A 14,560-nucleotide genomic window follows, 5' to 3' on the forward strand; every position below is an offset into this window, starting at 1 on the left:
GCCCTAACTTTACAGTTAGGGCTAACTTAAAAAATAGTTATGAAAATAAACAAAATTCTTTTTTTACTTTTTTGTGGAGTAAATAGTTTCTCTCAAAACTTTATTTCTGCTGGGAAAATAGACTATGAAATGATGATTTATTCAGGAACTTCATATGACAACTATACTGCTTCATTATTGTTTAATGACTCTTTTTCGAGATTTAATTATAATAGTAAAGATATTGGAGATAGAGTTACTGAAAACAAAGTAAGCGATAATAACACCTCTATTAATATCAAAAAATCAGACACTACTAATTATGCTATTTTTAATGATTTAAAAAAAGCGGCTTTGTATGCTTTAGGTGGCAATGAAGTTATTTTTGAAAATGGAACAAAACAAGAATGGGAGCTAGTAAACGAAGAAAAAAAAATAGGTAATTTAGTTTGTTTCAAAGCGACTTGCGACTTTAGAGGACGCTCATACACTGCATGGTACGCTATTTCTATTCCAATTCCGTTGGGTCCATGGAAATTTAAAGGACTACCTGGATTAATTATTGAACTTTCGGATTCCAAAAATGAAGTGATTTTTTCTGTTAAAAAAATAGAAATCCCTTTTCAAAGTGAAGTAAATGGTATCGATCCTAAATACAATTTAATATCAAGGGAAGAAGCAAAAATAATTACTAATGCACAATTGATCAAGCAAAAAGCTAAGATGGAAGAGCGAGCTAAAATTTTGGAAAGTAAAGTTTCAAAAGGAGAGCGTTTGAAAATAAATGTATCTACGCCTATTTTAAAAAAAGGAATTGAATTAGATTAAGGTGTAAATATTTAAAAATTACAACATTACGAACAAATAACACAGGAAATGACGTTAAATACTATGAAATTATTACTCACTTTTCTGTTATTACCCTTTTATCTACTTAGTCAAAATTCGACAAGTGAAATTGTATATTCATGTAATGTAAATAATGGAGGTTATTACAAATCAAACCCTTTCATTTTTTCAAACTGAAAATTTATTTAAGAAAACTATAAAAAAAGGTTGCTATAAAGTCCAATGATGAAAAGAATGAAGTCAATTTAAGTTTCAACTTAGATTCTACAATCCAAGAAGCATTAGAGATGGATACCAATTTAAAAGAAGGTTTAATTATTGAAAATTTTTATCTTTATGTAGGATTATCAAATATGAATGACACGCTCTACGTAAAAGATAAAACGAGAATTATTGATTGGGAAGTAAGTGAAGAAACAAAAAAATAAGTTAGTTTATATGTCAAAAAGCCGTGGGAAAATTTCGTGGTAGAGTTTAATCGGTATGGTTTACCAATGAAATTCCCGTAAGTTGTAGTACATGGAAATTGAACGGATTGCCTGGTGTAATATTGGAAGCCCAAGCTAAAAAAAAAAATTATTTATGTTTTTTTTAAAAGTGTAACACTAAATAAATCAAGATAAATTTATGGTTAAAAAATACGCTACACCTATCAATGCTAAAGACAAGACTATTGCTATGTACAAAAAAACAGAAGAAGATATTTCAATGAAAATAAGAACTTTTTTACCTTGAGATGTAAAAATAACTAGTACAAAAACTGAAACAAAAGGAGTTGATGAAAATGATTTTATTGAAAAAAGTTTCGATGATATAAAATAAAAATAACGTATTACATTCCAATACTACGATACGAAAATGAACAAATTTCTCTTTCTCTTTTTACTAAGTTTTTCCATACAAGCACAATCGACTCTAACAGGTCACATACATGACATGGCAAAAAACCCCATTCCGTTTGTGAATGTATACATAAAGCCAACCGGGAGCAATGCAATTGCTGCTTATACCACTTCTGATAAAGACGGGAATTACAGTCTGACAACAAAAAAAACAGGGACCTTTGAGCTTAGTTTTAGTGCCATGTCCTATAAAACGGCTACTTTTTCAGTAGAAATAGAGCACAATAAAGCATCTGTACAAAACGCAGTGTTAAGTAACGAGCAACTAGTCCTCAAAGAAGTAATTGTACAGTCGGAAAGACCCGTAACTATCAAAAAAGATACAATTACAATTAATGTGAAAACATTTTTAAAAGGTAATGAAACTGTAGTTGAAGATCTATTAAGAAACTTACCTGGCGTGAATGTAGGTGACGATGGCACGATTAAAATAGGAAACAAAGAAATTGAAAAAGTAATGGTAGAAGGTGACGATTTCTTTGAACGGGGCTACAAATTACTGACGAAAAACTTGAATGCAAACACAATCGATAAAGTAGAAATTTACCAAAAATACTCTAACAATAGATTACTCAAAGGAATTGAAAACAGCGACAAAGTAGCTATCAATTTAAAACTTAAAAAAGATTTAAAATTGCAGTGGTTTGGCAACATGAGTTTGGGTTATGGAGTGGTAAGTGAAAATAGATATGAACTAAGAACCAACTTAATGTCTTTTGGTAAAAAAGCTAAATACTACCTCATTGGGAACCTCAACAATACAGGAATTGATGGAACAGGTGATATTGACCAACTAATTCGACCGTTTCGCATGGATGACATAGGTACTTTGGGTGATGATGAACAGTCGAATAGTTTGCTAAGTTTAAATAGTGCAAGTCCATCTTTGAAAAAAGAAATAACCAATTTTAATAATGCCGAAATGACATCGCTTAATACGATATTTACGCTATCTCCAAAAGTTAAAATGAAAACCTTGGGCTTTTTCAATTGGGATGAAAATGATTTTTTTAGAAATGGATTCCAATCATACAAAATCAACAATACCTCTTTTACCAATACCGAAGATTATGCTTTGAAGAAAAAAAAGGTGATTGGTTTTGGGAAAATAGATTTGACTTATGATGTGTCCAAAACCAAAATGTTGGAATTTACTAGTAAGTACAACAATGGTCGACATGACAGTCAGTCTAGTTTGGTATTCAACAATGATCCAACCATTGAAAAACTTAAGGAAGACAACCAATTGATTGATCAAAAATTGGTTTTTACCAATAAAATATCCGACAAAAAAGTGTTTATTATATCTGGACGATATATCAATGAGAAATCGCCACAACTATATAACATTAATTCGTTTTTGTTTCCTGATTTATTCACTAAGCAAAGCAATACTGAAGCTTTGTCGCAAATGAGTGAAAACAAAATGCAATTTGCCGCCATCGATGGTCATTTATTAGACCGAAAAAAGAACGATAATTTACTTGAAATACAAGCGGGTTTTAAATTCCGTCATGATATTTTAAATACATCCTTGCTTTTTAAAACCAACAATACAAGCTCAATAGCTTCGCAAGATTACCAGAACCAAGTACAATACAACAGCAGCGATTTTTATTTTAAATCGAAATATTCATACAAGAAAGGAAAGTATGGTCTTGTTGCTCAAATAGATGCACATCAACTTATTAATCATTTTACTTCTTTTGATGAGGAGCAAAAACAACAACCTTTTTTTGTGAATCCAAAAATTGGCATAAACTGGGAAATCAACAAAAATAACAAAGTAGTCACATCCTATTCTTATAACACGACCAATGCTAAAATTCTTGATATCTATTCTAATTATGTACTTACAAGTTATCGCAACTTTGATAAAGGAGTTTCTAGCTTAAACCAGATTAACGCAAGCACATTGTTTTTTAATTATGGTATAGGCAATTGGGGCAATAAGTTTTTCGCTAATTTCTCGGCGGTTTATAACAAAGACCATGATTTTTATTCCACTAACACAAATTTAGCTCCTAATTATTCACAAACAGAAAAAATCATCATCAAAAACCGTGATATGTTTAGTTTGAGTACTAATACTGATTATTTCATTAAATATATTAGTTCCAATCTAAAACTGACTTCGAGTTATTCGAAATCCAATTATAAAAACATTGTGAATAGCACCAACTTAAGGGAAGTAATCACAAACAATTACAATTATGGCTTTGAACTGAGATCAGGTTTTAAAGGGATTTTCAATTATCACATAGGTAGTAAATGGACAACAAGCGAAGTGGAGACATCAATAGTCAATAAGAACACAAACAATATGAGTTTTTTGGATTTGAATTTTAATTTTTCTAAAAAATTCAATGTCGATCTTCAAAGTGAGCGCTACTTTTTTGGGAACCTAAATAAAAACAACAACCGATATTACTTCTTAGATTTAGAATCAAAGTACACTGTTAAAGATAATAAATTATCGTTTGTTCTCTCTGGCAAAAATCTTTTCAATACTAAAAAATTCACCGAATACTATGTGAGTGATATCTCTGTATCTTCTACAGAATATCGTTTGTTATCTCGATATGTATTGTTAAAGATTGACTATAGGTTTTGATGAACTTATTCAAGTAACCGAAGACGAACCGAGCGATAGGGAACTGGCGCAGCAGTACGATATAATTGTATCCAATCCACCTTTTTATACCGAAGACTACAAAACGGAAAACGAGCAGCGCGATATCGCCCGTTTTGCTGATGCGACGCCTTTTGAAGAATTAATTGAGGCCGAAGATTTATTACTTTCTGAAAACGGAATATTCTCCGTAATCATTCCTTACAAAGAAGAAGAAAGCTTTTTGGCTATAGCCAATGAATACGAATTATACCCCTTAAAAATCACTCGACTAAAAGGAACACCAACTACGGAAATCAAACGTAGTTTATTGGCTTTTAGCCGAAATAAAACAACTGACTTGGCAATTGATGAATTGACTATCGAAACCGCAAGACACGTCTACACACCAGAATATATTGAATTAACTAAGGATTTTTACTTGAAGATGTAGCTTTTCTTTTTTATTAATTAATTTTATTATCCTTTATTATTTTCTGTAATTCTTTTTTAAAATCCTCAAAAGACTTCTAAAATCAATTGGTCAAACTTATCATATTTAGTTTGTGCCGATAAAAACATAGGAGACAACAAAAAAGCTAATATGATAAATATAATTTTCATGAAAAATTTCAAGTTAAAAAAACAAAACGATAATTAATTTAAATGACAATAGCTACCATATATAAAAAAATCACTAAAGTTAACAAATTTTTTCTCACACTCTTGATTTTTTAAATTTCACATAAGAAAACTACAACTTAATCGAAATATTTACTTTCAAAAAATAATATCCTCAAAACACATTATTATCAGTTCTACGGTCAATGCCAATTGATTGGATCAAAATTTTTATTCCTATTTATTTATCTACAAAACCAAAAACCAGTAAACAATTTAAATCCATAATCCACTTCAAACTCTCTTTTCTTTTCATCAACTTCTGAAGAAACAATATGTAAAGCTTTCCGCATAGCATTGGTTTGCTTTTTATTGTTATAATTTGTGTAATTGGTAAAAATATTTAAAAGATAGACTCCTTTTATTTTTACACCATCACAATAGTTAGGTAATGATCCTTTATACCTTATTACATTGTCATAAATTAATCCTACATCTCTTGGATGAATATTCCCTTTTTTAATTTCATTTAAAAAAATTGATTCATACAAAAAATAAGAACAATTATTATGAACAAAAATGACTTGAGGCCACTCTTGGGACAAGATACTTTCATCTGAATTCATATAAAACAATCTTTTATCTTTTTTTCTTTGTTTATACATATCAAGGTCAGGCCTACCTATTTCTTTAAAAATTGTACTATCTCCAATTCCTAATAATCTATCACCAGGAAAACCTTTCTTTACTATAGAATCCATTAATCTATCAGTAAAAGGCAGTAATACATCATTGTATTTTACCATATTAATCTTGACCTTTTCATGTTTGTTTTGCTGATCTTTTATTGCCATTTTATAAATCCAATCCAAGTATTTAAAATCAATTTTCTTAATATATTCTTTCCTTTTTATATTGTAAATTTTCAAGAGATTTTTATCCTTATTTAAAATGGGTAGTACACTATCAAAAAGTTTGAATTTATCTAAATGACTCAATTTTAATCCTTGTTCAAATCCTTGCTCAATATATTTACGGTATGGTTTTTTAGAATAAACGGCAATTTGTGCTGCGTTTACCAAATCCTTTACAAAAATAAAATCGTAGTCTTTAAAAACTTTTTCATAATAAAACAAGGCACTATCTGTCTTATGCTCCATAAAAAATAAGACTTCTGCTTTATTAATATTTTTGTGATAACTTATGTAATCTTTATTTTGAGCAAATAATAAAGATGTAAAACCAAAGAATAAAAAAAAATACTTCACAGCGCTAAATTTAGATTTATATGCAAAGCTAGAGGATTTCTTAGGCTTTGCTATTGTTGTAATTTTTTTTAATTGAAATTGTAAAATTTTAAAGTTAATAATCATTTGCAATATTTTAAAAACAACGAAATAATTAATTTGTTATAATCAAATACAACGGCTAAATTTTGTAATTCTTACAACCATATTAAAATTAACAATAATTATTAGACAAATAACATTGCGGCAACAAAAGAATTTTGATTGACAATGGGAACAATCAAACTTAAACAAAGCCTAAAACTTATTTTATTGTTCCAAATGTGAAACTTAAGTTTTACTTTAGTAGCTTGATTAACTGCTTAATTCAAATAAAAATATAAAAATATAACAATTGTTAATGCTTTTGTTATATTTCTTTATGTAAATTTGTAGCTATAAAATTCTAAACCATGAGACCAGACTTATTTCAATCACCAGATTATTATAACTTAGACGATTTACTAACGGAAGAACACAAACTAGTGCGCGAATCGGCACGTGCTTGGGTAAAAAAAGAAGTATCGCCAATTATTGAAGACTACGCACAACGTGCTGAATTCCCAAAACAAATTATCAAAGGTTTGGGTGAAATTGGTGGTTTTGGTCCGTACATTCCTGTTGAATATGGTGGTGCAGGTTTAGACCAAATCTCCTACGGATTAATCATGCAAGAAATTGAGCGTGGAGATTCTGGTGTTCGTTCTACTTCATCTGTACAATCGTCGTTAGTGATGTATCCTATTTGGAAATACGGTAACGAAGAACAACGTATGAAGTATTTACCAAAATTAGCTACTGGAGAATTCATGGGTTGTTTTGGCTTGACCGAGCCTGATCATGGATCAAATCCTGGCGGAATGACTACCAACTTTAAGGACATGGGCGACCATTACCTTTTAAACGGTGCCAAAATGTGGATTTCTAATGCACCTTTTGCAGATATCGCCGTAGTTTGGGCTAAAAATGAAGAAGGCAGAATTCACGGTTTAATTGTTGAACGTGGTATGGAAGGTTTCACCACTCCAGAAACGCACAACAAATGGTCGCTTCGTGCATCATCTACAGGAGAATTAATTTTTGACAACGTAAAGGTTCCAAAAGAAAACCTTTTACCAAATAAATCTGGATTAGGAGCACCGCTTGGTTGCTTAGACTCGGCTCGTTACGGAATTGCTTGGGGTGCTATTGGTGCTGCTATGGATTGCTACGATACCGCTTTGCGTTATGCTAAAGAAAGAATTCAGTTTGACAAACCGATTGCAGGAACACAATTGCAACAAAAGAAATTGGCGGAAATGATTACTGAAATCACCAAAGCACAATTGCTAACTTGGAGATTAGGCGTTTTAAGAAACGAGGGAAAAGCAACAACGGCTCAAATCTCGATGGCCAAAAGAAACAATGTTGATATGGCTATCAACATAGCTCGTGAAGCCAGACAAATTTTAGGCGGAATGGGGATTACAGGAGAATACTCTATCATGCGCCACATGATGAACTTAGAATCAGTAATCACATACGAAGGTACACATGACATTCACTTGCTAATCACAGGTATGGATATTACTGGAATTCCAGCTTTTAAGTAGTAGTAAACGTTTATTAAAGTATACTTAAAAATGATAACAAAAGCTTCTTGGAAACAAGAAGCTTTTTTATCTTTACACAAAAATACCACCTATGAATATTGCCACTATAAACAATAGTATTCAATCACAAAAAGAACAATTACTTCAACACACATTGTACAATAAAGTGAGAACAATTGAAGATTTACAGTGTTTTCTTGAAAATCACGTCTACGCTGTTTGGGATTTCATGTCACTTTTAAAAGCACTTCAGTCAAAGCTTACTTGCACAACAACACCTTGGTTTGCAACTTCAAATCCTGAAACGAGATATTTAATAAATGAAATCGTATTAGCCGAAGAATCAGATTTAACTCTTGATGGTAAACGTTCCAGTCATTATGAAATGTATATTGAGGCCATGAAAGCCTGCAATGCAAGTACAGCAGGTATACAAGAATTTTTGAACGAAGTAGACTCTTTGAAAAACATCTTTGTTGCGATTAAAACAAGTAATTTACATCCCAATATTAAAGCTTTTTTAGACTTTACTTTCCGAGTTATTGAAGAAGGTAAATCTCATGAAATTGCCGCTGCTTTCACTTTTGGTAGAGAAGATTTAATTCCAAGTATGTTCACTGAAATCTTGAAGAACTTTCAAGCTAATTTCCCTGAAACAGACTTGAGTAAACTTATCTATTATTTTGAAAGACATATTGAACTTGACGGTGACGAACACGGACCTATGGCCATGAAAATGATCACAGAGCTTTGTGGTACTGACGAACAAAAATGGTCAGATGTAGAGGAAGTATCGAAAATGGCTTTAGAAAAAAGAATTGGTCTTTGGGATGCTATAGAAGAACAATTAATTCCTGAAAAAATGCTAGCTGAGTAGTTAAAATTCTATCTTACATATTACAAATCCTGATTAATGATCAGGATTTTTTTTGCACTAGCAACAATTTTTCTTTTCAAATTTAAAAGCTACTGCTTTGATTTCCAAATAAAACCATCTAGTAAATAATGAGTGAATTGCGGTACCGTGAGTAAGGGGACTAAGATAAATTGCCAGCTGGAAAAATCATAATTAGCAACAGCAAACTGTTCGTTCCAAACCAAAATTTCCCAAAAATATTCTTCGCAAAAAGCGATAAAAAGCACAAAACTAATAAAAAGAAGTACTCCTCTAGCACCTCGCAGAGAACCTAAAAAACGATATGAATTGGTGCTATTTTTTTGAATGTCATTAAGATAAATCAAAGCCATATACGGAATACCGTGAGAAACCACATTGAGTAAAGTAAAAACCAAATCATTATTAAAATATACGATTCCGAAATACCATGATAAAAAAGTTCCGGCAATAATGGCATTTTTTGGAATATTAAAATACTGATCTTTTACATATTTATACCCCGTAAAAACTAGATAACTTACTAGAATTAGTGCGTAAACCCAACCCAAAACACTTAAAATTCCTTGATGTTCGAGTTTTACAAAATCGTGGGGCGTGAACCAGTTGAAGGCTCTAGGTGTTGAAAAAAACCAATACAACATAGGATATCCTGTAGCGGTATAAATAACTAAAGCATCGTAAAAAGTACTCCACTTGGTTTTTACTTCTTTACGTGAATACAAGCGCATGAATCCATATTGTTGCCTTATAAAATGAAAAACAGCTACATACGCCAAGACTGACCAAAAGACAAGGCTTCCAAAACTAAAGAGAATCATACCAATTACAAAACATAAAATCGGAAGAAAAATCAATAAGGACCGTCTTTTTTGAAATGCCTCTGGAACAAAATACGTTTTAAACAAGGTAGCATACACATGAGCCACATCTATAAAAACAATCAGAAACAACCAAGTATAAAAGGAAAAATACTCCTCCACATACTGTAACGCATCTTGAAATAAAAAAACAACAGCAACCACAAAAAAAGCAGGTGCTAGAATAAAAACAGCATCTGTTTTGGGCTTATCAATCCACGGTTGCTCCATCTAGAATTGTGTTAACAATGTTAATACCTTGATGAAATGCTTCTTCAAAAATTGAAATACCAGCCAAATCAGAATGAGCAAAGAAAATGCGATTATCAATGCTAGCTGAAGCTTCTTTTTTGGCTTGACCAAAAATAAAACCCGGAACAGGACTAATCATTCCATGTCCCAATCGATGAATGTGTATTTCCTCTATAAAACTTTCAATGGTGGGATGCGCCATTTTTAAATCGTCAAGAACTATTTGTTTCCAATAATTCTCTTTTTGGGAGTACAAAAGTCTGCGGTTTTTCTTAATCTCAAGTGTTGAAAAACTATAATAATACGTAATCACTTTTTTAGGTTGGATTTGCTGTATCGTTTGGTGTTGATCGTAAATATACCCCAACCCTTTTGAACCATAAATTACATTGTCCCAGCACAAGGGAAAACTACCATTATCTGGAAGTTCTGAAACTACTAGAGTTGCCAAAAACCAAGGCGCGTAGTGAAAATCTTTGGTGATTTTTTTTCGATCCTTAAAAAAGTATTGATTGACAAACTGAGGTGTAGCCATAATAACCTTATCGGCAATTATCTCAAGTGAAGATTGATTTTGCGCATCATATGTGGCAGCAATTACTTTTTCATTTTCAATTTTTATATCAAATACAATGTGATTGGTTAGTGTTTTAGAATGAGCATGTTTTTTTAAATGTGATGCCAAACGTGCATTGCCTTCTGGCCAAGTAAGTACGGTATCATTTCCATCTGGAGCCGTGTCCTGCTTACGAGCTGCAAAGTAGTGAATACCGGCCCAAGCCGAAACTTCTTTGATCCCCAAACCAAAATCATCTCTACAGCAATAATCAATATAATTCAAGAGTGGTTGCGCTGTGTATCCTTCTTGCGTGATCCATTGTTGCATTGTCAATTTATCTAAAGCCCGTATGGATGGTTCCTGAGAAGATTTGGATAACGGAATATCAAAATAATACACTCCGTTCTTATCTTTACCCGCTCTAAAAGTGCTCATCTTCAAGAAAAAATCTTGAATTTGTGCATCCTCATCTGGCGTGTTCCCAGTTTTTGGTACCAAACCTTCCTGCCAATTGTTTCTATAAAACAATCTTTCATCTGGTGCAAATGTGAGTTGTTGCGCATCAAATATTGGAAAACCCTCATGGTCATAACCTTGAATAATGGCTTCTTCCTCTAGAAAATCAAGCAATTCTTTATCGGCTTTATTAGGCAATGGTAAGTAATGCGCTCCTAGCGGATATTTAGAATACTTGTTTTCTCCACTTGATGAATTTCCTCCCAAATGGTTTTCTAATTCAACAACTAAAAAATCATGAATTCCTTTTTTTGAAAATTGCCTAGCAGCACTTAGCCCAGATATTCCGCCTCCCACAATTAAATAGGGAATATGAATTTGTTTGGTTGGTTTTGGAAAGTTTTTGGTACGCAATCGGTGCCCCAAGATATGATTGGTGCCAGACAAACGAATAAGAACCTGAATTACCTTTTCTTGACATGCCTGTAAAAATGGAACTGCTAATAAAGCTAATCCAACCGTCTTTACAAAAAAGCGTCTCGAGGTATTATAATTTTCCCCATTCTTCATCAAAGTAGCGCACTAAAATTTGGTTATTTAATCGGTTGATTTCAATGTCTTTTGAAATCATATCTTTGGCAAAATAATTGAATTTATCAAACTGATAATTGTAAAAACGCAACCCTTCTACTTGCCTGTTTACGGTGTTAAAATTAGTTTTGAAACCATTCATAGCAATTGAAAATCCCCATTCTCCAAAAGAAGGAACATAGGCGTGATACGCATCCACCTGGGGAAAAACTTCCATCATGGTTTTGTTGATACACCAAAACGATTTTGGAGCAAAATATGGAGAAGTAGTTTGCACCACCACCACGGCATCAGGAGTTAAAATTTGTTTGAGGGTGCTGTAAAAACTCCAAGAGTATAACTTTCCTAAACTGTAATTTGACGGATCTGGAAAGTCCACCACCACCACATCATATTGTTTTTTGGTATTCTTAGCCCATACAAAAGCATCTTTGTTGAGTACTTCTACTTTGGGATTATTCAAGGAATTTTGATTGAATTTAGTCAAAACAGAATTGGTTTGAAACAACTTGGTCATGCCTTCATCAAGATCTACAAGAGTGACATGCTTTACATCTTTATATTTCAAAATTTCTCGAACGGCTAATCCGTCACCACCGCCTAAAACCAACACATTATCTACTTTTTTGGCCATAGACATAGCCGGATGCACCAGCGCTTCATGATATCGGTATTCATCTGTTGAGCTGAATTGCAAATTATTATTCAGGTACAAGCGGTAATCACTCTTGTCATGAGTAAGCACAATGCGCTGGTAGGGAGTTGCATTTGAGTAAATAATATTTTCCCCATACAGTTTACCCTCAGAATATGACAAAATAGAATTGGAAAACAAGTACACTACAAACAAGATTAAGAAAGCTCCAATGGCTTTGGTTCTTAATAGATATACGCTCTTCAATTCGGCTTTTAAAAGAAAGCATAAGGCAATAGCGATACTCACGTTTATCATCCCAAAAAACAAGGACGTTCCCATGATTCCGAGTTTAGGAACTAAGACTAACGGAAATAATATGGATGCCAATAATGCTCCAATATAATCAAAAGTAAACACATTAGAAACCAAGTCTCTAAACTGTACTTTGTCTTTTAAAATGTTCATCAACAATGGGATTTCAAGTCCCACAAGACAGCCCGTTATAAACACTAACAGGTATAAAATAAATTGAAAAGAGTATACGCTCTCAAACAGCAAGAACAGTAAAACAGAACTTAAACCACCAATAAGCCCAACCAAGATTTCAATTTCTACAAAAGTGTTGAGCATGTTCTTTGTTAGGAATTTAGCAAAATAAGAACCCACTCCCATAGCGAAAAGATAAACCCCTATGATAAACGAAAACTGTTTTACCGAATCGCCTAATAAGTAACTGGCCAAAGTTCCTGCAACCAATTCATATACCAAACCACAAGTTGCAATTGTAAAAACAGCAAAAAGAAGGAGGTATTCGAATTTTAAAAATTTTTTACCCATGTATTGCGGCACTAATAATCATTGAAAAACCAATAATAAGTGCACCAAAGACAATAGCTACAGCGGTATTATTTTTTTCTGTAATTTGTTTCCAAGTATTCTCGGGAGTTAGTTTTTCAATAATAAAGTACGCTATCAGCAAAATGATAATTCCTAAAAGTGAAAAAACAAGCGAGTTTAAAATAGGTTTTGAAGCGATAAAATCCATATTTGATAGTTTAAAATTAATTTATTTATGATAAAAACGGTTTACAGCACCGCGAGAATTTGAAGAGGAAGGCCTATAGTTTTCTGTAGATTCGCAATCACACAACTGACTGCCAGAGGTGTTGTAATAGACAAACAAAGCGTAAAAAAGAGCTCCTATCACAAGTGAAATAGCATTACTGCGCATAAAATCTAAAATCTTATCCATACTTAAGAATTAAAAAAAGACTCGTTAGTTTCTCCCCATCTTTTAGCTTCGAAATTTTTCTCTACATAATACAAGACCAGTACAAAAACAACCATAATTATTAAAATGAGCCAAATATTTCTGGATGAAGGCTCGCTCCAAACCACTTTTACATTCATAAAATCACTGTTAACATCTTCAGGAGCTTTCATTGGGGTGATGTTTAAATGATAGGTGCCCGCTGGGATACCACATAAATTAAACTCCTCTGAGTTAGAACCTTCGGACCATGACTCACCATCTGTGTAGCCTGAATAACGCTCAATATCTTTACTAGCATAGACTTCTTCGCCTGTTTTTTCGTTGATAAGTGCTACTTGAACATTTACCCATGAATTGCTCACGGGTGCATACAATTGTACCTTTAATGGTGCAGCGCTACCGGTAAGGGTAAAACTAGGACTTACAAAATCTTTAGAAGTAAAGTTTGCCAATGCTAATTGGGTATCCAGGACTTCTGTTCGAACACGCTCTTTGTTTAAATACCAATTAGACACTAAAATTAATGCTAAAACACAGCATAGAGTAATGGCTAAATTACGCAAGTTAAACAGAAAAGGCTGCACCATTCCTACACCAACTTTAGTGGGTAAATAAGAAGCGTTGAAGGCTTTTTTTACAGCAGCTTTGGAAATGTGTTTCCCCAAAAAAGCATTTTGTTCGCTTCCATTTCGTTCAAAAGAAAGTACTTGAGGCGGATTTATATATTCAATGAGCTCTGCTTTCTCAAAAATATCAAAGTCAAAAAAACCGCGAGCCGCTATTAATTTGGGATAGAAATAATCATATCTATCAAAAGTTAGTTCTTCATAATCAACCGTTAATGGATGATTCCCTACTTTTGAAGCAAATTCTATTTCTTCAAGAATGATCCAGTGCCCATCGGCCTCGGATAGATATAAAAAATTTTCTTTGCCTTGAAGGATGTATTCCGTCCATTCAAATCCTTCATTTTCTTTGACCAAAATCCCCGTAATGGTATAATCGGTATTGTTAAAAACACCTACTTGACCCACTTGTAATTGATCTGAAAATGTAAAAGGTCTTAATTGATCTTTAAATCGTAAACCATCTCGTTCTTGATAAACATAAACGCAATTGGTACACGCATAGATTTTTACATCAAAGTTTACATCTAATTGTGTGGTATGATTGCAATTTGTACAGGTAACTTCCATG

The 14,560-nt window shown here is 32.7% G+C and carries 12 protein-coding genes and 1 pseudogene; 6 read left to right on the top strand and 7 right to left on the bottom strand.

Features of this window, described 5'->3' with window-relative positions:
* Window positions 1–39 precede the first annotated feature (39 nt).
* The 4 genes and pseudogenes from DNC80_RS03090 to DNC80_RS03105 all read left to right on the top strand — a co-directional run.
* The gene (locus DNC80_RS03090; RefSeq protein WP_182649126.1) at window positions 40–807 is read left to right on the top strand and encodes a GLPGLI family protein; all 768 of its coding nucleotides are present in this window, start codon (window positions 40–42) and stop codon (window positions 805–807) included.
* 308 nt (window positions 808–1,115) lie between these two features.
* On the top strand, window positions 1,116–1,256 hold the full coding sequence (locus DNC80_RS03095; RefSeq protein WP_182649128.1) for a hypothetical protein: 141 nt from the start codon (window positions 1,116–1,118) through the stop codon (window positions 1,254–1,256).
* Between the two features lie 430 nt (window positions 1,257–1,686).
* Window positions 1,687–4,344 carry a carboxypeptidase-like regulatory domain-containing protein gene (locus DNC80_RS03100; RefSeq protein WP_182649130.1) on the top strand — a complete coding sequence of 886 codons (2,658 nt, stop codon included), beginning with the start codon at window positions 1,687–1,689 and terminating at the stop codon, window positions 4,342–4,344.
* A pseudogene (locus tag DNC80_RS03105) lies at window positions 4,337–4,795 on the top strand (tRNA (adenine-N(6)-)-methyltransferase); the annotation flags it as partial. The gene DNC80_RS03100 and the pseudogene DNC80_RS03105, both read left to right, overlap by 8 nt.
* Before the next feature lie 412 nt (window positions 4,796–5,207).
* On the opposite strand, the gene DNC80_RS03110 reads toward DNC80_RS03105, so the two are convergent.
* Window positions 5,208–6,335, bottom strand: coding sequence for a hypothetical protein (locus tag DNC80_RS03110; RefSeq protein WP_182649132.1), 1,128 nt, complete (start codon window positions 6,333–6,335; stop codon window positions 5,208–5,210).
* A gap of 326 nt (window positions 6,336–6,661) precedes the next feature.
* Here DNC80_RS03110 and DNC80_RS03115 point away from each other — a divergent pair, with 326 nt between their 5' ends.
* Window positions 6,662–7,840, top strand: coding sequence for an acyl-CoA dehydrogenase family protein (locus DNC80_RS03115; RefSeq protein WP_182649134.1), 1,179 nt, complete (start codon window positions 6,662–6,664; stop codon window positions 7,838–7,840).
* A 91-nt stretch (window positions 7,841–7,931) separates the two neighbouring features.
* Window positions 7,932–8,717: a DUF3050 domain-containing protein gene (locus DNC80_RS03120; RefSeq protein ID WP_182649136.1), complete on the top strand. Its 786-nt coding sequence runs from the start codon at window positions 7,932–7,934 to the stop codon at window positions 8,715–8,717.
* An 89-nt stretch (window positions 8,718–8,806) separates the two neighbouring features.
* Here DNC80_RS03120 and DNC80_RS03125 read toward each other — a convergent pair whose 3' ends face one another.
* The 6 genes from DNC80_RS03125 to DNC80_RS03150 are packed head-to-tail and all read right to left on the bottom strand — an operon-like array spanning window position 8,807 to window position 14,559.
* Complete coding sequence (locus DNC80_RS03125; RefSeq protein WP_182649138.1) at window positions 8,807–9,826, bottom strand: hypothetical protein; 1,020 nt, start codon at window positions 9,824–9,826, stop codon at window positions 8,807–8,809.
* Window positions 9,807–11,432, bottom strand: coding sequence for an NAD(P)/FAD-dependent oxidoreductase (locus DNC80_RS03130; RefSeq protein ID WP_182649140.1), 1,626 nt, complete (start codon window positions 11,430–11,432; stop codon window positions 9,807–9,809). Before DNC80_RS03130 ends, DNC80_RS03125 begins: the two co-directional genes overlap by 20 nt.
* Window positions 11,410–12,927 carry a polyamine aminopropyltransferase gene (locus DNC80_RS03135; protein WP_182649142.1) on the bottom strand — a complete coding sequence of 506 codons (1,518 nt, stop codon included), beginning with the start codon at window positions 12,925–12,927 and terminating at the stop codon, window positions 11,410–11,412. Before DNC80_RS03135 ends, DNC80_RS03130 begins: the two co-directional genes overlap by 23 nt.
* Window positions 12,920–13,135 carry a DUF350 domain-containing protein gene (locus DNC80_RS03140; protein ID WP_144891223.1) on the bottom strand — a complete coding sequence of 72 codons (216 nt, stop codon included), beginning with the start codon at window positions 13,133–13,135 and terminating at the stop codon, window positions 12,920–12,922. Before DNC80_RS03140 ends, DNC80_RS03135 begins: the two co-directional genes overlap by 8 nt.
* 21 nt (window positions 13,136–13,156) lie before the next feature.
* On the bottom strand, window positions 13,157–13,342 hold the full coding sequence (locus DNC80_RS03145; RefSeq protein ID WP_182649144.1) for a hypothetical protein: 186 nt from the start codon (window positions 13,340–13,342) through the stop codon (window positions 13,157–13,159).
* A gap of 2 nt (window positions 13,343–13,344) precedes the next feature.
* Window positions 13,345–14,559 (bottom strand): DUF4178 domain-containing protein, encoded by a 1,215-nt coding sequence (locus tag DNC80_RS03150; RefSeq protein ID WP_182649146.1) that lies wholly within the window; start codon window positions 14,557–14,559, stop codon window positions 13,345–13,347.
* Window position 14,560: the final 1 nt, after the last annotated feature.

Origin of the sequence: Flavobacterium sp. SOK18b (assembly GCF_014156605.1) — a bacterium.
GTDB lineage: Bacteria > Bacteroidota > Bacteroidia > Flavobacteriales > Flavobacteriaceae > Flavobacterium > Flavobacterium tiangeerense.